Consider the following 22,065-nt stretch of genomic DNA (forward strand, 5'->3'; position numbering starts at 1 on the left):
GCCGTGCCTTCACCAGCACTGCCATGACCCGTCCCGTGTCTCCGCAACGGCCCCGCTACCAGGCCATATACCCGGCCAAAGAGGAACGCAGCACTAGGGCGCGCCGCTCAGGGTTGTCCCGCGCGAGTGGCCTCGGCGAGCAGCAGCCTGATGTGGTCCAGGAACTCCGCGGTCGCCGGGTGGCGTGGTACGCGCGGGTGGACGAGGTGGACGGTCACCGACGGCGCGTCCGTGAGCGGGACGTAGCGGACGGCGGGGTGCGGGTGGCTGTGGCCCGCGCTCTCCGCGGTGACGCCGACGGCCTCCCCGGTGGCGATGGTGGTGAGCCATTCGTCCACGCCGGGCACCTCGAAGGTGTGCGGGCGCCGCCCGGCCGGCCACAGATGCGCGGCCGTGGTCGCGGCCGTCGAGCAGATCACGACCGGCTCGTTCGACAGCTCCTCCAGGCGGACGGCCTCCTGGTCCGCGAGCGCGTGGTCCACGGCCAGGGCGGCGACGCGGCGCTCGCGCAGCAGCGGTACGCACACCAGGTCGCTGTCGGGCACGGGCTCCGTGCGGACGAGCGCCACGTCGACCTCGCCGCGCCGCAGCGCCGCCTCCGGGTCGTCGCGGCGCAGGACCTGGGCTGCCGTGTCGGGCCGGTTCTCGCGCCAGGCGCGCAGCAGCGGCACCGTGTACCGGCCGAGGGCGGACCACGCGAAGCCGATGCGCAGGGGGCGCCCGTCGGCGGCGGTCTCGGCCAGCGCGTCGTCGACCAGACGCAGGATGCGGTGGGCGTGGTCGACCAGGCGTCGTCCGGCGTCCGTGAGGGCCACGTGCCGGGTCGTGCGGTCGACGAGACGGGTGTTCAGCCGGCTCTCCATCTGGCGCAGAGTGCGCGACAGGGCGGGCTGGCTGACGCCGAGGGCGATCGCGGCATCGGTGAGGGTGCCTTCGGCGTCGATCGCCACGAGGGCGCGCAGATGCCGCAGTTCGACGTCGGCGGCGTCCCCGCGTCCGGCCCGGACGGCTGCTGCGGCCCCGCTCCCAGCATTCATAACCAGGAAGCATAAGCACTGCGTGTCGGACATTTCCCGGTGGACCACGGGCGGTTCTAGGGTCCGCACCATGAAGATTCTTCTGATCGGTGCCGCCGGGAAGCTCGGCGCCGCCGTCCACCAGACGCTCACCGCGCGCGGCCACAAGATCGTCACCGTCGGCCGCACCAGCGGCGACCTGCGCCACGACATCGCCGACCCGGCGGAGACCGCCGCCCTGTACGCGGCGGCCGGTCCCGTGGACGCGGTCGTCAGCGCCGCCGGGGACACCCCCTTCAAGCCCGTCGCCGAGATCGCGCCCGAGGACTACGAAGCGGCCTTCCGCGGCAAGGTGCTCAGCCAGATCGAACTCGTCCGCCAGGGCGTCGGACACGTCGCCGCACGCGGGTCCTTCACGCTGATCTCCGGCGTCCTCGCCGACGAGCCGATCCCCACCGGGAGCGCCGCGTCCATGGCGAACGGCGCGATCGAGGCCTTCGTCCGCGCGGCCGCCATCGAGATCGCCCCGCAGCGCGTCAACGCGGTGAGCCCGACCGTCTTCACCGAGAGCCTCGACGACTACGGCTCCTTCTTCCCCGGCATGCCCTCCGTCGACCTCGCCCGCGTCACCGAGGCCTACGTCCGCTCCGTCGAGGGCGCGCAGACGGGGCAGGTCTACGCGGTGCGCTGACCCACGTCAGCCCGGACGCTGCGGCCCTCACCGCCCACCAGGCGAACGGGTCTTCCGGCCGGCCGAAGGCATCGAGCACGTCTCGTCCAGGGACAGTCATGGGCACTCTTCAGTCGGGGTGGTCGGTGTGGTTCGGTCGACGGCGGTCGGGGCGGGCGGACGATCGGAAGGGATGGTCGGTCCCGTCCGGCGCCACGTCAGCGATCACGTGCACGACTGTGGCCCTTGGGGCACGACAGGGGGAGGCTCACCGCAGACAAGGCGCGTCACCCCCGGCCCTGGGAGGATCACTTGAACACGTCACGTCGTACGCCGTACCGGATGGACCCGGCCGGAGGCTGCCCCCACGCGGACAACGCCCGGCTGCTCGCGGAGGGCGCCGTGGCCGAGATCGTGCTTCCCGGGGAGGTGCCGGGGGCGGTGGTCCTCGGGTTCGAGGCGCTGAAGGAGTTCCTCGCGCACCCCGAAGTCGCCAAGGGTGCCGCGCACTTCACCGCGCTGCGGGAGGGTGCGATACCCGACGGCTGGCCGCTGCGGACCTTCGCCACCGTCCCGGGCATGACCACCGCCGACGGGGACGACCACCGGCGCCTTCGCACCCTGGTGAGCAAGGCGTTCTCCGCGCGCCGCGTGGAGACGCTGCGGCCGCGGATCGAGACGCTGACCGCCGACCTCCTGGACAGGCTGGCCGAGGCGGCCGACGGCGGCGACGGGATCGCCGACCTGCGCGCCTCCTTCGCGCTTCCGCTGCCGATGGGTGTGATCTGCGAACTGTTCGGTGTGGACACCGAACACCGGGACCTCCTGCACCACTTGTCGAACCAGGTGGTGAGCACGGCCATCGGGCCGAAGGAGGCGATCGCCGCCAACCGCGCGATGACGGAGGTGCTCGCAGCCGTCGTCGCCGCCCGGACCGAGCGCCCCGGCGACGACCTGACCAGCGCGCTGATCGCGGCCCGTGACGAGGACGGCGACCGGCTCAGCCCCCAGGAGCTGATCGGCACCCTCCTCCTGATGGTCGTCGCCGGACACGAGACGACGCTGAACCTGATCACCAACGCCGTCCGCGCCCTGTGCGCCCACCGCGACCAGCTCCAGCTCGTACGCTCGGGCAAGGCCGACTGGCCGGACGTCGTCGAGGAGACCCTCCGCTGGGACAGCCCGGTCAGCTACTTCCCGTTCCGCTACCCGACCCGCGGCCTCACCCTGCACGGCACCCTCGTCCCCCAGGGCACGCCCGTCCTCGCCGGCTACTCCGCCGCCGGACGCGACACCGCGGCGTACGGCCCGGACGCCGCCCTCTTCGACGTCACCAGGCCCGCCAGGACCACCGGGACCACACGCCACCTCTCCCTCGGGCACGGCGCGCACTACTGCCTCGGCGCGCCCCTCGCCAGGATGGAGACGACGATCGCCCTGGAGCGCCTGTTCACCCGATTCCCCGACCTGGACCTGGCCGTCCCCGCGGCCGAACTCCCCGGGCACGAAGGCTTCGTGGGCAACAGCGTGCGGGAGCTGCCGGTGCGCCTGCGGGCCTGAGCGGTGCCGAAGGCGTGCGCGTCCGCCGTCACTCGCCGCCCGCCCTCTCCAGGGCCCGCGCCGCAGGGCCGAACGTCACCGTGATGTCGAGGCCGCCCTCGGACCCGGGCCGAGCGGTCACCGGCGCGCCGTGGGCCTCGGCGACGGCGGCGACGATCGACATGCCGAGGCCGTGGCCGTCCGGGCTCCCCGCGCGCGTCTCGAAGCGCTGGAAGGGCTGGAAGAGCGCCTCGACGCGCTCGTGCGGGATGACCGGCCCGCTGTTGGTCACCCGCAGCACGGGGCGGCCGCCCCGCACCCCGGTGCACACCCGCGCCCAGCCGCCGGGGACGTTGTGGCGCACCGCGTTGCCGACGAGGTTCGTCACCAGGCTCTCCAGGAGCCGCGGGGCGCCGACCGTGGGCGCTGGGGCGAGCGACAGGTCGATCCGCACCTGTGCGGCCTGCTCCGCGAGGACCGCCTCCGCGATCGCCGCCAGGTCCGTGTCCTCACGCCGCTGGAGGCCGCGCTGACTGCGGGCCAGGGTGAGGAGCGCCGCGATCAGGTGTTCCTGGCGCTCGCCCGTGGCCAGCAGACGTTCGCACACGGTACGCAGCGACTCCGCGTTCGCCGCGGGGTTGGCGAGCGCCACCTCGATCATCGCCCGTTGCAGGGTCAGCGGGGTGCGCAGCTCGTGCGAGGCGTTGGCGACGAAGCGCCGCTGCGTGGTGAAGGCGGTGTCGAGACGCCCGAGCAGACCGTCGAAGGTGTCACCGAGGTCCTTGAGCTCGTCGTCCGGGCCGCCGACCGCGAGCCGCTCGTGCAGATTGCGCTCGGAGATCCGGCGCGCCTTGTCGGCCATCGTACGGACCGGGCGCAGCGCGCGCCCCGCCATCAGCCACCCCAGGGCCACCGACACGGCCGACATCAGGGCGAGCGCGATCCCGGACTGCGTGAGCAACTGCTTGAGCATCGCCTTGCGCTGCTCGCCGCCCACGTCGGGCAGCCGGTCCGTGTCGTGGGGCAGCCAAGGGGCCGGGCCCGGTGTGGTCTTGCGGATGATCTGGGGATCGCGGGTGGCGACGAGGACGTACGTGATGATGAGCAGCGCGGCCCCGGACACCAGGAACAGGGCGCCGTACAGGAGCGTCAGACGCAGCCGCACGGTCCAGCGGAAACGGCGCGGCGCGGGGGAGGGGGCCGCCGGGTCAGATGCGGTAACCGGCATGGGGGACGGTCTCGATCACCGGCGGGTGGCCCAGCTTGCGGCGGAGCCGGCTGACGGTGACCTTCACGGTGTTGGTGAACGGGTCGGCGGCCTGGTCCCAGGCGCGCTCCAGCAACTGCTCCGCGGACACGACCCCGCCCTGCGCGCTCAACAGCAGCTCCAGGACGGCCAGTTCCTTCGGGGACAGTTCGAGGCGCCGACCGTCCCTGCGGGCGACGCGCTGCGCGGAGTCCAGGGTGAGGTCGCCGCGGCTGAGCACCGGTGGCACGGCCGGGTGGGCGCGGCGGGCCAGGGCCCGGACCCGGGCGATGAGTTCGGCGAAGGCGAACGGCTTCGGCAGATAGTCGTCCGCCCCGAGGGAGAGCCCGTCGACCCGGTCCTCGATGGTGGTGGCGGCCGTGAGCATCAACACGCGGCAGCGGCCGCCGCTCTCGACCAGGGTCCGGCACACCTCGTCGCCGTGGAGGCGGGGGAGGTCACGGTCCAGGACGACGACGTCGTAGTCGTACACGGCGGCGAGGTCCAGGGCCTCTTGGCCGTCGAACGCGAGGTCGACGGCCATGCCGTCCTGGCGCAGGCCGGTGGCCACGGTGACGGCCAGCTCCTGATGGTCCTCGACGATGAGCACGCGCATAGCCGTCAGGATGCCGGAGACGGGGTTACACCGACATAACAACCAGCGTTCCTGCGGTGTAACCCCCCACTACGTAGACCTGGATCGCATGACAAGGACGAACAAGCGCACCAGCGCACATCTACGCGTCGCCACCCCGCTGCTCGTGCCGGTCCTGCTGACCGGGGCGCTCCTGACGGCCTGCTCGGACGGGTCGTCGAAGGCGGCGGCCGACGAGGACACGGGAAAGAAGGCGGGAGAGGGGGCGCAGGCGTCGCCGACGAGCCCGCAGGAACGCGGTCTCGCGTACGCCAAGTGCATGCGGGAGAACGGGGTGGCGAAGTTCCCCGACCCGGAGGGCGGCGGCATCAGGCTCGGGCCCGACTCCGGTGTCGACATGGGCTCTCCGGAGTTCAAGAAGGCCCAGGAGGCCTGCAAGGACCTCTCGCCGCAAGGAGACGGCGGCCCGAACGGCGGCAAGCCGCTCGACTCCGCGAAGGTCGCCGCGTGGGCGAAGTGCATGCGCGAGAACGGCGTGCCCGAGTTCCCCGACCCGGAGATCGACGGCGGCTCCATGGTCATCGACATGTCGGCGGTCGGGATGGCGGGCGACGACCCCAAGTTCGAGAAGGCCATGGAGGCCTGCCGGGACAAGAGGCCGAGCGGCGGCGTCATGATGCGGGGCGGCGGTGGCGGCCGGTGAGCGGGGCGGAGACCGAGGACAGGGCGCACGGAGGCGGCGCACCGGCCGACGGCAGGACTGAGGGCACCGTGCCCGACAGTGCCGCCGTCCCTGCGGATGCGGAGGCCGACGCGGGGGCAGGCCCCGACGAGCCTGCCGCCGAGCCCTCACCGCGTCGGCGGCGCCCCATGCGCACCTCCCTCGTCGTGCTGGCCGCGACAGCAGTCGCCGGAGCTGGCGGACTCGCCGCGACGGGCACCGTCGGCGGCGACGGCACGGGCACGTCCGAGGCCGCCCAGGCGGGCCCGGCGAGGACCGCCGCGGTCGAGAAGAGGACGCTGACCCGGGGAGAGACCGTCGAGGGCACCCTCGGGTACGGCGAGGCAACCCCCGTCCGCGCCGGGTCGGGCGGCGGAGCCGAGCCCGGGGCCGGGGCCGACGCGAAGGGCGGCGGGAGCCCCTCCGGCTCCGAGGGAACGCTGACCTGGCTCCCCGACGAGGGCGAGGTGCTCGAACGCGGCGACGCGGTGTACGCCGTGGACGAGAAGAAGGTGCCCCTCCTGTACGGCTCCACACCGCTCTACCGCACGCTCGGCGCGGGCGCCGAAGGCAACGACGTACGCCTCCTGGAGAAGAACCTGGCGGCACTCGGCCACACCGGTTTCACCGTCGACGACACGTACAGCGCGGGCACCGCGCGGGCCGTCAAGGACTGGCAGCGGGACCTGGGCCGGGACGAGACCGGCGAGGTCGCGCCGGGCGACGCGGTCGTGGCGAGCGGGGCCAGGAGGGTCGACCGGGTCGAGTCCGCCCGCGGCGACTCCGCCTCCGGCGACGTGCTCACCTGGACCGGTACGCGGCGGACGGTCACCGTCGACCTGGAGGCGCGGTACGAGGACCTGGTCGAGGAGGGGACGAAGGCCACCGTCGCCCTGCCCGACGGCACCGAGGCCGAGGCCCGGGTGACCGACGTCGGCAGCGCCGCCACCGCCGAGCCCGCCGAGGGCGGCGACTCCGATGGCGGCGCCGACGAGGCCACCCTGCCGGTCGAACTCACCGTCAAGGACCAGAAGAAGCTCGGCCGCTACCAGGCCGCCCCGGTGGACGTGACGCTGGCCGCGGAGACCCGCCAGGACGTCCTCGCCGTCCCCGTCGACGCCCTCGTCGCCCGCAAGGGCGGCGGCTACGCGGTCCAGGCGGTCACCGGCTCGGCCGTGGAGTACCGGCCGGTGGAGCTCGGCATGTTCGCGGGCGGCATGGTCGAGGTGTCCGGCGACGGCATCACCGAGGGCCTGAAGGTGGCGGTGCCGAAGTGAGGTCGCAGACAGAGAAGGCGTGGCCCGTCGTGGGGGGACCGGTGGGGGAGCCGGGGGAGGAAGCGCCGCCGCCCGTCGTCGAGCTGGAGGGCGTGTCGAAGACGTACGGGGACGTCGTCGCGCTCGCCGGGGCCGGGATCGTCGTACGGCGCGGGGAGATGCTCGCGATCGTCGGCCCCTCCGGCTCCGGCAAGTCCACGATGCTCAACATCATGGGGACGCTGGACCGCCCCTCGGCGGGCACGGTCCGCATCGACGGCCACACCGTCGACGCCCTGTCGGACCGTCAGCTCTCCGCGCTGCGCGCCCGCACCATCGGCTTCGTGTTCCAGGCCTTCCACCTGGCGGCGGGCGTACCGGCCCTGGACGCGGTCGCGGACGGCCTGCTCTACAGCGGTCTGCCGAGGGGCGAGCGGCGCGATCTCGCGGAGCGCGCGCTGCGCGGAGTCGGGCTCGGCGCGCGCCTCCACAACGAACCGCACCAGCTGTCCGGCGGCGAGAAACAGCGCGTCGCCATCGCCCGGGCCGTGCTCGGCGATCCGCCGCTGCTGCTCGCCGACGAGCCGACGGGCGCGCTCGACTCACGAGCCGGCGAGGTGGTGATGGAGCTCCTGCACACCCTGCACCGGGCGGGCACGACGGTCGTCGTCATCACGCACGACCGGGACATCGCGGCGTCCCTGCCCCGGGAGGTACGCATCAAGGACGGCAGGATCGAGCACGACTCCGCCGCCCGGAACGAGCCCGGGACCGCCACCGGGACCGCCGTCGGGAAAGCTGCCGTGGAACGGGTGGGCGCATGAGCACGGTCACTCCCACGCGGCCACGGCTGACTCCGGCCCGGCTGAGCCCCGCGGACGTCGTACGGACGGGCGGCTCCGGCCTGCGCTCGCGCCCGATGCGCGTCTTCCTCTCGGCCCTCGGCATCGCGATCGGCATCGCCGCGATGATCGGCGTCGTCGGCATCTCCACCTCCAGCCAGGAGGACCTTGACCGCACACTCGCGGCGCTCGGCACCAACCTCCTGACGGCGGCACCCGGCCAGTCCTTCAGCGGCGCCGCCGCCCACCTGCCGGACGAGGCCGTCGCCATGGTCGGCGCGATCGACGGAGTGGAGTCGGTCTCGGCGATCGGCAAGACCGACGCGAAGGTGTACCGCAACGACCACGTCCCGAAGGAGGTGACCGGCGGCATCGGCGTCTACGCGGCCCGCGCCGACCTGCCCGACACGATCGGCGTGGACGTCACCGACGGCCGCTGGCTGACCGCGGCCACGCACCGCTACCCGGCCGTCGTCCTCGGGGCGAAGGCCGCCGCGCAGCTCGGCGTGTACGGCTCCGGTCCTGACGCCCAAGTGTGGCTCGGCGACCGGTGGTTCACCGTCGTCGGCCTCCTCGCGCCGAACGAACTCGCCCCCGAGTTGGACTCGGCCGCCCTCGTCGGCTGGCCCGCGGCCGAGAAGGAGCTGGACTTCGACGGGTTCGCCACGACGGTGTACGCGCGCGCCGAAGGCGCGGCCGTGAGCGACGTGCAGCAGGTCATGGGTGCGACGGCCAACCCGGAGAACCCCAACGAGGTCAACGTCTCCCGCCCCTCCGACGCGCTCGCGGCGAAGCAGGCCACGGACGACACCCTGTCCGGGCTCCTCCTCGGCCTCGGAGCGGTGGCGCTCCTGGTGGGCGGGGTCGGCGTGGCCAACACAATGGTCATCTCCGTCCTGGAGCGCCGGGCGGAGATCGGCCTGCGCCGCTCCCTGGGCGCGACCCGGGGCCAGATCCGGACCCAGTTCCTGTGCGAGTCCCAGCTGTTGTCGGCCCTCGGGGGCGTCGGCGGCGTGGCCCTCGGCATCGCGGTGACGGCGGGCTACGCCGGCTATCAGGGGTGGCCGACGGTGGTTCCGCTGTGGGCCATGGTCGGCGGGGTGGCCGCGACGCTCCTGATCGGCGGCCTGGCCGGCTTCTACCCGGCGGTCCGCGCGGCGCGGCTCCCGCCGACGGAGGCGCTGGCGGCGGCGTGAGATGTGCGGCGTGCAGGGGCTCTGCGGGAGCCAGGGGGGGGCTCCGCGGGAGTACGTGATGCGTGCTGACAGACTTCGTGTCCATGAGCGGACATGGGGTGGGCGAGGGTGGCCGAGGTGTCGGGGCCGGCGTGACGTTCGGGCTGCTGGCTGCGTGGGCGGTGCATGACCTGGAGGAGTTGGCCACGGTGCCGGGCTGGGTCCGCGAGCGGGTGCCGGAGCTGCGGCAGCGCTTCCCGGAGGTGCCGGAACGGATGTGGCGGCGGCTGGAGTCCATGGACGGGCGCGAGTTCGCGACGGCCGTGGCCGGGATGGCCGTGGTGATGGCCGCCGCTGCCGCTGCCGGACACCGCACTGGTGGCCGCTCCGGCTTCTACCAAGTGGCTCTCAACGGATTCGGACTGCACGCCCTGGTACATCTGGCCCAGGCCGCCGCCGTACGTGGATACACGCCCGGCTCGGTCACCTCGCCGTTGGTGGTCATCCCCTTCACGCTGTGGGCTCGCGGTCGGCTGCGGCGCGCCGGTGCACTGCGTCCCGCACGGCCGCGCGACGCGGTGCAGGGGGTGGCGTTGGCCGCGGTGGCCACGGCCGGGACGCACATGGTGGCGCGACGGATTGTGGGCCGGGGCGGACGCTGAGGCGGGCCGCCGTCGCGCCGGGCGGGGGCATCACGCCGGTGCCGTCGAGCCTGGCAGGGACCAGCCGCGTCGGCGAGCGGCTGACCCTGGCGACAGGCCGGGGCGCGGTCGTGGACGGACGGCGCACGCGGCCCGATGCTCTCACCCATGCCCCCGCTCACGATCTTGCGCCGCGTCGACACGTCCCATCCGGGCAGCACTTCTCCGACCCCGGGCAGCAGCACTTTTCCAACCTCGGGCAGCAGCACCGCCCCGACTCCGAACAGCACCGCCCCGACCCCGAACAGCGCCTTTCGCCCCCCGAGCCGCACCACCCCCACCCGTAGTCGCAGCCTCGCCCTCCTCGCCACGATCACCGTCTGCGCGACGGCACTCGCCGCCACCCCGGCCACCGGCGCGACCGAGCGCCGGGCCCCCACCGACACTCCCGCCGACCGCGCCCACCGCGACTTCCTCGACCACGGCCCCGGCATCGCCGTCATGACCGCCGCCCACCGCGGCCAGTGGCGGAAGGCCCCCGAGAACAGCCTCGCCGCACTCCGCGCCGCCTTCGCCGACGGCGCCGAGATCGTCGAGGCGGACGTCCGGCTGACCAAGGACGGCGTCCCCGTCCTGATGCACGACGCGACCGTGGACCGCACCACCGACGGCACCGGCCGCGTCGCCGACCTCAGCTACGCCCACCTGCGCACCCTGCGCCTGCGCGCGGGCCTCGGCGGCCGGCAGGCGGCTCTCACCGGCCACCGCGTCCCCACCCTCGCCGAGGCCATGCGCGCCGCCCGGACCAGCGGACTCATCAACCTCGACCAGGCCTGGAAGGACCGCGAGGCCGTCTGGCGCGTCCTGACGGAGACCGGCACCGTGCGCAACGGCATCTTCAAGTCCGGCGCGCCCGTCCCCGAGGTGCGGGCGTTCCGCACCCGCCATCCCGACGCGCTCTACATGCACCTCGTCGACGACACCAACGCCGCCTCCGTCACGGAGTTCGGCACGGACCGGCCACCCGCGTTCGAGGTCGTCTTCGACGACGTCGGCGACGCCGTGGCCGACGCCGCGTTCCTGCGGGTGCTGCGGTCGACGGGCCGCGTGTGGATCAACAGCATGCGGGACGCCCTCGCCGCCCGGTACACCGACGAGGCCTCACTGATCGCGCCCGCGCGCGGCTGGGCCACGCTCATCGGCGTCTACGGCGCGTCGGTCCTGCAGACGGACAACGTCGAGGCGTTGGAGACCTACCTCGCCACGGGGGTGGCGGGCGCGGTGCCGTCCGGCGCGGTACGCGTGCAGGCGGAGGACTACGCCCCGGGCGGCGAGGGCGTGGGCTACCACGACGTCGACGCGGGCAACCGGGGTGACGGGCCCGGCCGGTCCGGCGAGGGCGTCGACGTGTGCGACCTCGACGGCGCCGTGGCCGTGTGCTGGATGCGCGGCTCGGAGTGGCTCGCCTACGAGGTGGACGTGCCGCAGTCCGGCCGCTACACGCTCAAGGTCCGCGTGTCGTCCCCGTACGCACCCGCGGGCACCTACCGCGTCGCCGTCGACGGCGGCACGCCCGGCGCGCCCGTGGCCGTCACCAACACGACGTCCCACCAGGCCTTCGTCCTCCAGGACAGCCGCCAGGAGCGGGAGTTGACGAAGGGACGGCACACCCTGCGGCTGTCCCTGGACACGGCCGCGTACCAGAACTGGAACCTCGACCACCTCCAGCTGGAGCCTGCCGGCAACTGAGCGCCCGTCACGGCACCACGGGCCGCGGGGGAGCCCGACTCGGCGGAGTGGCCCGCGCCCTGGGACGAACCTGTGAAAAGCAGGTCGCGAGGCGTACACACACCGCGTGCGAAAATTCGTTCTTCATGACGTTCGAGAAATGACGCATGACGTCCGAGAAATGACGGGGGAGACGCGTGAATCAGGTGATCTATGCCGAGCGGTCCCGGAACCCCTTCGCCCAGCTCGTGCAGTTGACCGAGCAGGGGCTGAAGGCCAACTACCGCACGACACCGCTGAGTGAACTGCACCTCGCCGCGATGGCGGACGCGTACCGGCGAGGGCGCTGGCTCGGCGCCGGCGGCACGGAACGCGGCCTCGAGGAACTGGCGGAGGGACCGGGTGTCGTGCCCGTCACCCGCGTCACCGGCACCACCAGGCCGGTCAAGGTCCGCAGGGCGGCCGAGTTCGCGCACCGCCTGGGGGAGCTCGCGCTGCGGGAGAGCGGCGGCGCCGCGCGGGTGGCGGCGCTGGCCACGCAGGCCGACGTGGAGGGCGTGCCCCTGTGGCTCGCCCGGCGGACCGCCCCGGGCCCCGCAGGACCGGTGACCGTCGTTGTCGACCGCCGCCTGATCCGGGTGGACGTCTGGGGGCCCTACGCCCCGGCCGTCCGGATCCGGGCGCCGCACGGCCTCGTCACCACCGACAGGTCACCGGGCCGCGGACTCGTCCTGACCGTGGGCGAGGCCGCCGTCTCACTCACCCTCACCAAGGTCTGGCGCAAGTCCCGGAGCTTCGTCAGCGTGCAGGGCCCGCAGGGCTTCTGGGAGCTGCGGCGCGTGGACTCCCTCTCCTCGGAGCTGCTGCGCGACGGGCGCAGGGTCGCCCAGATCAGGCGCCCCGAGCGGCGCCGCCGCCCCGTGCCGGACACGGTCCTGCTGCCGCTCACGGAGATACACCACGACACCCCCGACCCGCTCGACGCCGTCATGGCGCACACCTTCGCCGTCGCGTTCGGCCTCGGCGACACCACCGGCGCCTATCGCTTCCGCGCCGAGAAGCCCCGCAACGCCCGCGGCGACGAGCCCGTGATGATCGAGTGGGACGCCCCCTGGTTCAGCAACCTCGGCTGGGGCGGCGACGACAACGACTCCGGCGGCGGGGACGGCTGGGGCTCGGACGGTGGGGACGGCGGCGACGGAGGAGGCGGCGGTGGGGACGGCGGCGGTGGCGGGGACGGTGGTGGCGGTGGCGGCGGCGGGGACTGACCGCGGCGCGGTCGGCAGCCGGGCCGACGTCGCCGCGTTCGAGGGACGGCGCGCCGCCCCCAGCCGTGATCAGTAACATTCCGGGTAGCTCGTTCGATGAACCTCTACTCGAAAGGCAACACCATGCCCCGTGCCACCGCCCGCCACATCCTGGTCAAGACCGAGACCGAGGCGTCGCAGCTGAAGGAGCAGATCGAGGGCGGCGCGGACTTCGCCGAGCTCGCCAAGAAGCACTCCTCGTGCCCCTCCTCCCGCAACGGCGGCGACCTCGGCTCGTTCGGACCGGGTCAGATGGTCGCCGAGTTCGACCAGGTGGTCTTCAGCGCCCCGGTCAACACGGTCCAGGGCCCGGTGAAGACGCAGTTCGGCCTGCACCTCATCGAGGTCACCAGCCGCGAGGACTGAGGCCTGCCCTAGCGGCCGCCCGCCGGGTGCTTCTTCGTCACCACGAACCGGTCGATGACCAAGAAGTCGATCTCCGTGGCGAGGAAGCACTCCAGCGCGTCCCGGGGTGAGCAGACGATGGGCTCCCCGGCGACGTTGAAGGACGTGTTCAGCAGACACGGCACGTCGGTGCGCGCGGTGAAGGCGCGCAGCAGCCCCGCCAGGACGGGGTTCTGCCGCTCGTCGACCGTCTGCACGCGTGCCGTGCCGTCCACGTGACAGGCGCCGGGGATGCGCTCCTGGTACTCCGCGCGCACCGGGAAGACGAACGTCATGTACGGCGACGCCTTCTTCTTGCCCATCTCGAAGACCCGGGGAGCCTCCGACGCGAGGACGACGGGCGCGAACGGACGGAACGGCTCCCGGTGCTTCACCCGGACGTTGATGATGTCCTTGATGTCGGGGAAGGCCGGGTTGGCGAGGATGCTGCGGCTGCCCAGAGCGCGCGGCCCGAACTCCGTACGCCCCTGGAACCAGCCCACGACGTTCTTGCCGGCCAGCAGCTCCGCTGTCCGCTCGGTCACCGCGGCGACGTCGGCCTCCTCCCGCCACTCGACCCGGTCCGTGTACGCGGCCAGTGCGTCGAGGACCTGCCGCTCGTCGAACGCCGGGCCCAAGTAGGGCGTGGTGACGGCATCGGCGGGCCGGTTCCTGAGCCCCGCGGTGTACACGGCCGCGCCGATGGCGACACCCGGGTCGCTGGCCCCGAAGCTGACCTCCATGCCCGTGAACGAGGACCGCTCCAGCATCTTGGAGTTGGCGACGCAGTTGAGCGCGAGACCACCCTCGAAAAGCAGCGTGTCCAGGCTGGACGCCGCGGTCAGCGCCCGCAGCTGATGCGCGGTGACCGCCTCCACCATGTGCTGGGCGAGGCCGGCGACCTTGACGCGGAAGTCGAACTCCTCGCGCTTCACGCTGTCACCGTCGAAGATCTCGTCGAACAGCGCGTAGTACGCCTGTCGGTCCCGAGGGACGGAGATCGTGTACGAGCCGTTCTCGTGCAGCCGTACCACGCGGTCCAGCAGGGGGTTGTGGAGCGGCGGCGGGCCGTACGCCGCCAGGCCCATCACCTTGTACTCGTCGTTGTTGGGCACGAACCCCAGATAGCGGGTGATCCTCCCGTAGGCCACGCCCAGCGAGCTGGTCATCTCCACGGAGCTGTCGTCGAAGACCCGGACCACGCCGTCGCGCAGTTCGCCCATCACGGCCGACAGGGTCTCCGCGCGGCCGTCGCTCACCAGGAACGCGGCGTCGCCCCCTCCGGCCAGATAGGCGCCGCACATCAGATGGGCCAGGTGGTGGGGGACGAGGGCGAGCTTGTTCGGGTCGAGTTCGTGGCACGTGCGCCGCACGAAGTCGCCGTGCACGGCCTCGCGGCTGAGCATGTCCGTGTACAGCTCGCCCGTACGGCGCAGGGAGTCGAACTTCGCCGCCACCGACAGGTCGGCGCCACATATCTGAGCGATCATCTGCTCGGCCACCGTCGGTGAGAAACGCCAGGGGAAGGCGACCATGTCGACCTCGTCGAGGCCGACCCCGGCGGAGTCGAGGCACCACCGGATCGCCTGCTCGGGGAAGTCGGCCGTCTTCTTGACCCGGCTCAGCCGCTCCTCCTCGACCGCGGCGACCACCTCGCCGTCGATCACCAGCGCCGCCGCGGCGTCATGACCCACCAGAAGGTTGCGGTCGATCCCCGTCGCCCCGTACAGCCGCCCGAAGAGTTCCGCACCCCTGGTGAATCCGTTGTAACCGAGCACGATCACTGGCCCTCAGCCTCCCCAGCACGACGACAGCGGCGGGACGGCACGCTACTCGGCCGTAAACGGGAGGGATAGATGTGATGCATGAGCAGCATGGGTTCCGCTTTGGCTCGCGCCGGCCGAGCTGACCGCCCCGGGCGACCTCTTGGAATAGAAGTCCGCTCCACCTGAGCGACTCACCCCCGCCCCGGCATGGCGGGGGTTGAGAAACCTGCGTCCGGAAGTCTCTTCCCCGGCCCGCGCACCGAAGCCCTCAACACCATTACCAGGGCAGCCAGTTGGCTGACACATTCGGCTGACCGTGACCCGCCACGGCGTGGGCAGGGGCAGGGGCAGGGGCAGGGGCAGTTCTCAGCACCGTCGGATCGCGTCCTCGGTGAGAGCGGCCAGATCGGGGTATCCGTCGACCGCCATGGTGAGGTCGGCCTCCGCGAGGATGGAGCGCAGTACGTGGACGATGCCGTCGACGCCGCCCAGGGCGAGGCCGTAGGCGTAGGGGCGGCCGATGCCGACGGCGCTCGCGCCGAGTGCCAGGGCCTTGACCACGTCCGTGCCGGTGCGGACGCCGGAGTCGAAGAGCACCGGCAGGTCACCGGCCGCTTCCACGACGCCGGGCAGGCAGTCGATCGCGGGCAGTCCGCCGTTGGCCTGGCGGCCGCCGTGGTTGGAGCAGTAGATCCCGTCGACTCCGTAGTCCCGGGCCCGGCGCGCGTCATCGGGGTGGCAGATGCCCTTGAGGATGAGCGGCAGGGTGGTCAGGGAGCGCAACCAGGTCACGTCGTCCCAGGTCAGTGACTTGGCGAAGACCCCGGCCCAGTGCAGCACGCCCGCGCGGGGATCGGCGTCGAGGTCGGCGTCGACCTGGGAGCGGAAGTGCGGGTCGCTGGTGTAGTTGGCCAGGCACTGGCCGCGGAGCTGGGGAAAGTTGGACGTGGCGAGGTCACGCGGCCGCCATCCGGTCACCCAGGTGTCGAGCGTGACGACGATCCCGGCGAACCCGGCGGCTTCGGCCCGGCGCACCAGGCTCTCGGCGAGATCGCGGTCGGTCGGTGTGTAGAGCTGGAACAGCCCGGGCGTGCCGGAGAACTCGGCCGCGACGTCCTCCAGGGGGTCCACGCTCAGCGTCGAGGCGCACATCGGCACGCCGGTGCGGGCCGCGGCGCGCGCGACAGCCAGGTCCCCGTGGCCGTCCTGGGCACACAGCCCGACGACGCCGATCGGGGCCATGAAGACGGGAGCCCGCCAGCGTGTGCCCCACAGCTCGACCGACAGATCCCGCTCGGTGGCCCCGACCAGCATCCGCGGCATCAGCCCCCAGTGGTGGAACGCCTCGACGTTGGCCCGTTGCGTGTGTTCGTCACCCGCGCCGCCCGCGACGTAGGACCACACGGAGGGCGGCAGCGCCTGACAGGCACGTTCCTCGAGCTCCGCGAAGGTCATCGGCAGGGTGGGCAGGACACCGCCGAGACCGTTGAGATAGATCTCGTTCTGGTAGTTCCCGAACGGCGGGTGTGTCACAGGCTGCGTCCCCTCATGAAGGCGCGCGGCACATCGGAGTCCGGGCGAGAAGCCGGGAGGCCGCCGCGCGGGTGGTCGGCTGCCGCGCAGCGTAGGCGATCTACGAGCCGCGCCACCAGGGCAGCAGAGGCCCGTTCCGCCCCGCGTACACCCGCACGGCTTCCCTCAACGGGCGGCGGGCCAAGGCGCAGGACTCCCGCACGAACCCGTACTCACCCAGCAGACAAGCGAGGCCCAAGGGGCCCCGCCGCAGCGTGCCACGCCAGTCCTTCGCCCGTCCTGCGGGCCGAACCCGCCGACCGGGGTGCGCAGGCGGTCGCGTCGAGGCGCCGGGTGCATGCCCGTGGGCGGCGTGCGCGAGTGCGCAACGCGAGTGCGTGGATGGGCAAGGACACACCGTGGTGAGGCACAGCATCCTCGACGCAGGCAGTGCCCTCCCGGCACGCACACCTCACGCCGCTGCCGGCGAACGGCACGCCGCATCGCACAACACGTCACGAGCCCGGCGCACATGACGCGCATCGGGGAGAGTAGGAGACGACGTGATCAAGAGGAACCTCGCCGCCGCGCTGACAGCGGGCATGCTCGCGACCGGAGGCGTGCTGCTCACCACCGCTCCGGCCCAGGCCGCTGCCTGCCGGTCAGGCAGTCTGTGTGCCTACGTCGCGGAACAGCCGTCCTCGGCCAGTGCGTACGACTCCCGTACGTGGACGGGTTCCCCGGGGACGGTCAGCGGCAGCAACAAGAACCTGCTGCAGTACACGAAGTTCGATCAAGCACGTTCCCTGTACAACAACAAGGCCGGATACTCCGCACTCGTCTACGCGCAGCGCAACCACCAGGGCTCGCCCTTCGAGCTGTCCGACGGGAGCGGCTGGAAGACCATCCGCGGCTCCGCGCTCTGGCACAACGTCGCGTCGAACAAGTGGGTCCGCTGAGTCGCGCTGGTGCTGCTGTCGTCGGCATCTGCTGTCTCGCCTTGACGCTGGTCGGCGTGAACGCGGCCCGGGACGACCCGGGCCGCGTACCCCGCCCCGCTGTCGGCTATCCGTTCGGGGGCGTGATCCGCTTCTCACCCGCCCAACGAGCGGCACTCAGCCAGGCGCAGCAGGAGTCCGTTGCCGCGTGTATGGCAGCACGAGGCCTACGCTACGAGATCCCGCCACGACTTCCTGCTGTTCCCGAGCCGGACAACCCCTACGGACTGCTCGATGAGGATGAGGCCCGGAACTCGGGATACAGCCTGCGCCTGCACCAGGGCCAGGACAGTCAGCCGAAGGACCTGCTGAAATCAGTGCCTGCCACGCAGCGCGGCCGCTGGAAGCAGGCGCTGTTCGGCACCACGGCCCACCGGAAGGCCGTTCCACTGCCCGGCGGTGGCGAGATCGTCTTCAATACCGACGGATGTGTCCAGCGGGCCCGGACGCACCTGTACGGGGCACGTTGGGATCCGCTGCAATACACCTTCCAGGCTCTGTCCCTGCAGGTCACCACCGCGGTGGAACGGTCCGGACCAGTCCGAGCCGCGCACCGACAGTGGGCCGCGTGCATGAAGGGGTCAGGCATACGGGCCAGCACGCCGCAACAAAGCCGTGCCATGGTCGCGGACGAGCTGAAACGGCCTGCCGCCGGAGCGCCGCACCGCAAGGAGGTCGCGCGCTTCGAGCTGAGGGCCGCGACCCAGGACGCTCGATGCCAGCGCACCAGCGCTCTGGCTCCGGCCATCGCCGACACCGCGGCGCGGGAGGAGCGCAAGATCCTGCGCACCAGAGCTGATGAGCTCCACCTTCTGAACAACCTGAAATCGGCGGCACTCAGCCGGGTCAAGGGTGAGCTGTCCTAGGCGCGCGCGGGGGAGTGGTGGACCAAGCTGCGGCAGCAGCGCGCCGCTCCCGCCGGGCTCGTCAATGGGCCGCTGGCAGCTCAACTACCGCTTCAGCAGCGCGGCGGGGATCCGGGGCTGGACGTACTGGCTGGACACCTTCAACATCGCGCACGGCTCCGTGGACGCAGACGTGTTCTCCTCCGAGCCCACCGTGTTCATCGGCGAGCGCGGACCACTGCGGTAGTCGAAGTGGCCGTGGTCACGCGTCAGATCGCTCCGGCCGGGCTCTGGTCTGCTGGAGGATGTGCTGCCGGTCTCGATGATGTTGAGCGTGTTCACGTTGTTCAGAGCACGGTCCGGCAGAAACGGCCCCGCCTGCCACCACGGTGTGACCGGCATCCAGCCCGCATATGAGCACGCCGGGGACATCAATGCGTCGGCGTGATCCTGATCTCGGCCACCGTGCCGTCGCCGCGCAGGGCCAACGTCCCTGGCCCTTCGTGACGTACGCAGTCGAAACGGCCGAGCGTGGCGTCCGTTTCGCACGGTGTGGGGACGGTGATCTCACCGGTCATAGCCATGACGAGGAGGACCTCACTCGCGGTGCACGCCACCGTGGCCGTACGCGCGGCGGTGACGGGCAGGATCTGCACATGTGCCGTTGCCCGCCCCCTGCGGGTCATCACGTTGACGTCGCGGACCGCGCCCGCCGTCAGCTTGCAGTCTGTTGCCGCGTCACCGGAGAAGGAGAAGGGGGCCAACGGCGCGACCGGTTGGCGCGTGCCGTCTACGGTGAGGACCATGCCTTCGCCCTCGACCAGGGTGATCACCCGGTCGATCCCGGGAAAGGAGGAGAAGGGGCCTGATGCGTCCACGTCCGCGACGCTCACCCGCCAGTCGAAACCGTCTACGGACGCCACCGAGGCCGACGGTGCTTGGACCGCACCCGATGCGACTTCGCGGGTCACGCCGCCGCCGTTCTTCCACGGCACACAGGGGTATTCGCTCCAGCGCAGGACATCCGTGCCCATACGACGCCGCCTCCCGTTTCCGCGTCGGCCATCCCCACCGCCGCATCTGGGCCACTGCCGACCGGCTTTGTGCCCATCGGATTGCAGGAGCACGCCGCGGCAAAGGGCCACTGATTCCCGGCTCAGCCTACGTGCCGGCCCGGGTGCACAGAGCAGAGGGCGCCTCACCACCGGGTGCGCCACAGGGCCACCAACCCGGACCCGGCGGCCTTCCGCGGTAACTTCCGTGCCGCAACTCACCGCGCCCCGCTCGTGCAGGCGGGGCAGTACAGCGCCGCCGCGGCGAGCCGGTCGACCCCGCTCTCCAGGCGGCCGGTGGGAGCCTGAGCGCGCGACCCGGAGCCCTGGCCGCGCAAGTACCGGGCGAAGATCTCCAGGCCCTCGAGGAACGCGGCGTCGGGCGGCGTGGTGTCGGCCATGGAGTGGGTGAACTGGTGGAACAAGTGCCGGGCCTGCCAGGTCTCGCCTCCATCTCCGACTGAGGCCGCCTGCCAGCATCGCGGAGAGCGTCGGTACGGAGGGCTCTGAGCGGCCAGCACATCACCCGGCGGGTCCCAAAACCCTCACGATCTGCTCGTGCGTGAATCGACAAGCCCTCTGCACAACTAGGCAACACGACACCTCGCTGGTACGCGCGGCATCTTGGACCTGTGCCGCCCAGCGGGAGGGACGACGTGCAAGGTACATCGGGCACGCGGAGGCCAAGAAGACCGGCAATGTCGACGGCCATGAACTCATCACCGGCCTGGCCCCCGCCTACTGGGGCAAGGGCCTGGGCAGCGAGGTCATCCGCGTCCTGCTGCGGCACGCCTGCGACAACGTGGGCCTTAAGGAGGCGTACGGCATGGTGGGCGCCGAGAACACCGCCAGCCTGGCGATGGCCGAACGCCTGGGCTTCCACCACGTACGGGACGTGATCGGCGACGACGGATCGGTGACGAAGATGCTCATCATCTCCACAGCCACCTGACGACCCTCCTCACAGGGCGCTCGGGCCGCACGCGTTCGTCGGCGTGTCGGCGTCCAAGGACGCGTGCGGCCCGTCCGGCAGGCTCTCAGTGCGCGAGAGTGGCCAGGAGTTCCTCCCGGGCCCAGACACCGACTCGATCCAGCCGTCGGGGGTCGGGATCCGGTCACCATCGGGCCGTGGAGGCAGCGGGCCATGATCGTGACGTGCATGCACGTGATCGGCAGCAGGCCGTCCGGGCCGCGGTCGGCGCGGGTGAAGGGGGCCTTGCCAGCACCGTCGGCCGCCCCAGCCGCGCCCGCCCGTGAAGCCGGGCAGACAGGCGCGCAGCCATGCGCGGCCCTCCGGGGTCGCGGCCCGGATCCGCTCCGTGCCGTCGACGCCGACGACCGCGGGCGGCCGTGCGGAGCGCAGTGGACGGGGTGTTCTGCGCGCGACGAAGCGCCTCAACGCCTGCGTCGGCGGCGCGACCGCGCACTGGGCGTGGACGACCTCCGCATCCGTGAAGCACGGCTGCCCGCGTTCACGGACGCGTGCCTTCGTCCCCCACGGCAGACCGCCGCAGGCGAGCGCGAGCCGCAGCCCGCTGCCGAACCCCTGCGGCACCATGACCTCGTCCAGACGCACGCTGTCCCGCTCCTCGCGTACGCCCGAGCCGAGCACGCCGACCTGGGAGGCCCCGCGCCACAGCTCCGCGAAGGGATGGCGGCCGCCGGTGCGGAACCCGCCGAGCAGGACGTCGCGCAACGAGCCGTGGCTGTAGGTGTGCTGGCCGCTGAGGAAGCAGCTCACGCGAGTGAGGGGGGCGAGGCCGGACAGCATGAAGTCGTCGTGCGGGACGAGGCGGCCCAGCTCCCGCGCCGGCTCGCACCCCAACTCGTGCACCGTGGTGGCCTCGCCATCCTGGTCGTTTTCGACGCCGGATGCGACGCCCCGCGCATGGCTCACCTCTTGGCTGGCCTCCCGGTCGAGGTGCTGGGACGGTCTGCTGGCCCTTGGCGTCGGCGATCGTGGCGAGTGCGATTAGGCTTGTGTGACAGGGAGGCCCTGCCGACGCCGTTACGACCGACAGGGCCAACCCGCTCGGGAGAAACCCGCAGCATCACGGCCCCGGCGTCCTACCGTCGGGGCCGTGCCCGTATCAGGCGCCGAACAGGCGCCTGATCGTCAGATCGATCATCAGCGCTGTCACCAGCGCCAGGAACTGACCGACAGGACCGAGCACGCGGCGGGGTTTCCGGTGGGCCTGGCGATCGTGGTCGCCATGGTCCGAGCCGGGCATCCTTCTCCACCTCCTCTCCGGGTGTCATGAGCTCTGTGGAGGACCCGTACGACATGCGGATTCCCCAGCGAACTCACGTCCCTGCAAGGAGCTTTGCCGGACATCACTCTACGGGGCGACAACAGGAACACCTTCTGCGTCACCCGCTCAATACGGCCGTGAAAGCCAATCACCAGGCCTGCCGCGGAGTCGACAAGTCGCTACTTGCCTGTGTCGTCCGTCTCCGCCAGATTCATGATCACCGGAGTGTTCTCACGGAAGCGCTCCCCGATGGTATGGGCCTCGTTGTAGGTCTGCGGGTGAAGTGTGGTGAACCGGGAGAGCCCACGCTCCGGCGCGAACCTAGGCATGATCACCGGCACGCTCTTCTCCAATAACGGATGCTCTCGTGTGATGGACGCCACGGGCATGATGCGCCCGGCCCGTCGTACCCATCGTCCTCCACGAAGCCGAGGTAGACCGTCATCCTGCGCATCACGCCGGTTGGGACGGGGCCACGAGCAGGACAGAAACGCCTTCCATCTCTCCTGCCACCCCCGGG

At 72.0% G+C, this 22,065-nt stretch carries 23 protein-coding genes and 2 pseudogenes; 15 read left to right on the forward strand and 10 right to left on the reverse strand.

The features are described from left to right. Positions 1-107: 107 nt before the first annotated feature. On the reverse strand, positions 108-1,037 hold the full coding sequence (locus tag OO63_RS34945) for a LysR family transcriptional regulator (RefSeq protein WP_051811466.1): 930 nt from the start codon (positions 1,035-1,037) through the stop codon (positions 108-110). Positions 1,038-1,107: 70 nt separating this feature from the next. On the opposite strand from OO63_RS34945, the gene OO63_RS34950 reads away from it, so the two are divergent. Next, positions 1,108-1,707, forward strand: a complete 600-nt coding sequence (locus tag OO63_RS34950) for a short chain dehydrogenase (RefSeq protein ID WP_030363118.1) — start codon at positions 1,108-1,110, stop codon at positions 1,705-1,707. Between the two features lie 321 nt (positions 1,708-2,028). After that, positions 2,029-3,246 (forward strand): cytochrome P450 family protein, encoded by a 1,218-nt coding sequence (locus tag OO63_RS34955; protein ID WP_051811469.1) that lies wholly within the window; start codon positions 2,029-2,031, stop codon positions 3,244-3,246. A gap of 28 nt (positions 3,247-3,274) precedes the next feature. Here the strand turns inward: OO63_RS34955 and OO63_RS34960 are convergent, their stop codons facing one another. Together OO63_RS34960 and OO63_RS34965 are read right to left on the reverse strand one after the other, a co-directional pair. Continuing rightward, positions 3,275-4,453 carry a sensor histidine kinase gene (locus OO63_RS34960; RefSeq protein ID WP_030363120.1) on the reverse strand — a complete coding sequence of 393 codons (1,179 nt, stop codon included), beginning with the start codon at positions 4,451-4,453 and terminating at the stop codon, positions 3,275-3,277. Further along, a complete protein-coding gene (locus OO63_RS34965) occupies positions 4,434-5,087 on the reverse strand; it encodes a response regulator transcription factor (protein ID WP_030363121.1) in 654 nt (217 codons plus the stop codon). Before OO63_RS34965 ends, OO63_RS34960 begins: the two co-directional genes overlap by 20 nt. Before the next feature lie 88 nt (positions 5,088-5,175). Here OO63_RS34965 and OO63_RS34970 point away from each other — a divergent pair, with 88 nt between their 5' ends. From OO63_RS34970 to OO63_RS35005, 8 genes are all read left to right on the forward strand, one after another. Beyond that, positions 5,176-5,769, forward strand: a complete 594-nt coding sequence (locus tag OO63_RS34970) for a hypothetical protein (protein WP_030363122.1) — start codon at positions 5,176-5,178, stop codon at positions 5,767-5,769. A gap of 68 nt (positions 5,770-5,837) precedes the next feature. Next, on the forward strand, positions 5,838-7,064 hold the full coding sequence (locus tag OO63_RS34975) for a peptidoglycan-binding domain-containing protein (RefSeq protein ID WP_234311441.1): 1,227 nt from the start codon (positions 5,838-5,840) through the stop codon (positions 7,062-7,064). Positions 7,065-7,105: 41 nt separating this feature from the next. Next, positions 7,106-7,867 carry an ABC transporter ATP-binding protein gene (locus OO63_RS34980; protein ID WP_030363124.1) on the forward strand — a complete coding sequence of 254 codons (762 nt, stop codon included), beginning with the start codon at positions 7,106-7,108 and terminating at the stop codon, positions 7,865-7,867. Further along, positions 7,864-9,081 carry an ABC transporter permease gene (locus tag OO63_RS34985; protein ID WP_030363125.1) on the forward strand — a complete coding sequence of 406 codons (1,218 nt, stop codon included), beginning with the start codon at positions 7,864-7,866 and terminating at the stop codon, positions 9,079-9,081. Before OO63_RS34980 ends, OO63_RS34985 begins: the two co-directional genes overlap by 4 nt. A gap of 83 nt (positions 9,082-9,164) precedes the next feature. Then, positions 9,165-9,722 (forward strand): HXXEE domain-containing protein, encoded by a 558-nt coding sequence (locus OO63_RS34990; protein ID WP_051811477.1) that lies wholly within the window; start codon positions 9,165-9,167, stop codon positions 9,720-9,722. A gap of 147 nt (positions 9,723-9,869) precedes the next feature. Continuing rightward, the gene (locus OO63_RS34995) at positions 9,870-11,450 is read left to right on the forward strand and encodes a glycerophosphodiester phosphodiesterase family protein (RefSeq protein WP_234311442.1); all 1,581 of its coding nucleotides are present in this window, start codon (positions 9,870-9,872) and stop codon (positions 11,448-11,450) included. Between the two features lie 176 nt (positions 11,451-11,626). Beyond that, on the forward strand, positions 11,627-12,697 hold the full coding sequence (locus OO63_RS35000; protein WP_030363128.1) for a hypothetical protein: 1,071 nt from the start codon (positions 11,627-11,629) through the stop codon (positions 12,695-12,697). 123 nt (positions 12,698-12,820) lie between these two features. After that, complete coding sequence (locus OO63_RS35005; protein WP_030363129.1) at positions 12,821-13,102, forward strand: peptidylprolyl isomerase; 282 nt, start codon at positions 12,821-12,823, stop codon at positions 13,100-13,102. An 8-nt stretch (positions 13,103-13,110) separates the two neighbouring features. Here the strand turns inward: OO63_RS35005 and OO63_RS35010 are convergent, their stop codons facing one another. Next, positions 13,111-14,904, reverse strand: coding sequence for a carbamoyltransferase family protein (locus OO63_RS35010; protein ID WP_030363130.1), 1,794 nt, complete (start codon positions 14,902-14,904; stop codon positions 13,111-13,113). A gap of 348 nt (positions 14,905-15,252) precedes the next feature. Further along, a complete protein-coding gene (locus OO63_RS35015) occupies positions 15,253-16,419 on the reverse strand; it encodes a lactate 2-monooxygenase (protein ID WP_030363131.1) in 1,167 nt (388 codons plus the stop codon). 542 nt (positions 16,420-16,961) lie between these two features. Here OO63_RS35015 and OO63_RS35020 point away from each other — a divergent pair. From OO63_RS35020 to OO63_RS35030, 3 genes are all read left to right on the forward strand, one after another. Continuing rightward, the gene (locus OO63_RS35020) at positions 16,962-17,357 is read left to right on the forward strand and encodes a peptidase inhibitor family I36 protein (protein ID WP_051811471.1); all 396 of its coding nucleotides are present in this window, start codon (positions 16,962-16,964) and stop codon (positions 17,355-17,357) included. Positions 17,358-17,398: 41 nt separating this feature from the next. Next, entirely contained in the window at positions 17,399-18,262 is an 864-nt protein-coding gene (locus tag OO63_RS45730; RefSeq protein ID WP_157854115.1) for a hypothetical protein, read from the forward strand. A 64-nt stretch (positions 18,263-18,326) separates the two neighbouring features. Beyond that, on the forward strand, positions 18,327-18,488 hold the full coding sequence (locus tag OO63_RS35030; protein WP_397622286.1) for a hypothetical protein: 162 nt from the start codon (positions 18,327-18,329) through the stop codon (positions 18,486-18,488). A gap of 184 nt (positions 18,489-18,672) precedes the next feature. Here the strand turns inward: OO63_RS35030 and OO63_RS44175 are convergent, their stop codons facing one another. Continuing rightward, positions 18,673-19,275 carry a HutD/Ves family protein gene (locus tag OO63_RS44175; protein WP_030363135.1) on the reverse strand — a complete coding sequence of 201 codons (603 nt, stop codon included), beginning with the start codon at positions 19,273-19,275 and terminating at the stop codon, positions 18,673-18,675. Positions 19,276-19,511: 236 nt separating this feature from the next. Beyond that, entirely contained in the window at positions 19,512-19,694 is a 183-nt protein-coding gene (locus OO63_RS35040; RefSeq protein ID WP_234311443.1) for a hypothetical protein, read from the reverse strand. A gap of 161 nt (positions 19,695-19,855) precedes the next feature. Between OO63_RS35040 and OO63_RS35045 the strand changes: the two genes are divergently transcribed. Then, the gene (locus OO63_RS35045; protein WP_234311444.1) at positions 19,856-20,245 is read left to right on the forward strand and encodes a GNAT family N-acetyltransferase; all 390 of its coding nucleotides are present in this window, start codon (positions 19,856-19,858) and stop codon (positions 20,243-20,245) included. Positions 20,246-20,254: 9 nt separating this feature from the next. Here the strand turns inward: OO63_RS35045 and OO63_RS35050 are convergent, their stop codons facing one another. Then, positions 20,255-21,034 (reverse strand): hypothetical protein, encoded by a 780-nt coding sequence (locus OO63_RS35050; protein WP_397622285.1) that lies wholly within the window; start codon positions 21,032-21,034, stop codon positions 20,255-20,257. A 21-nt stretch (positions 21,035-21,055) separates the two neighbouring features. Here OO63_RS35050 and OO63_RS47845 point away from each other — a divergent pair. After that, positions 21,056-21,226, forward strand: a pseudogene (locus tag OO63_RS47845) (NF041680 family putative transposase); the annotation flags it as partial. A 157-nt stretch (positions 21,227-21,383) separates the two neighbouring features. Here OO63_RS47845 and OO63_RS47140 read toward each other — a convergent pair. Continuing rightward, positions 21,384-21,524, reverse strand: coding sequence for a hypothetical protein (locus OO63_RS47140; protein WP_234311449.1), 141 nt, complete (start codon positions 21,522-21,524; stop codon positions 21,384-21,386). Positions 21,525-21,628: 104 nt separating this feature from the next. Beyond that, positions 21,629-21,949 (reverse strand): annotated as a pseudogene (locus tag OO63_RS47145) (cell division protein SepF); the annotation flags it as partial. Positions 21,950-22,065: the final 116 nt, after the last annotated feature.

Origin of the sequence: Streptomyces alboflavus, from assembly GCF_000716675.1 — a bacterium.
Classification (GTDB): Bacteria; Actinomycetota; Actinomycetes; order Streptomycetales; family Streptomycetaceae; genus Streptomyces; species Streptomyces alboflavus.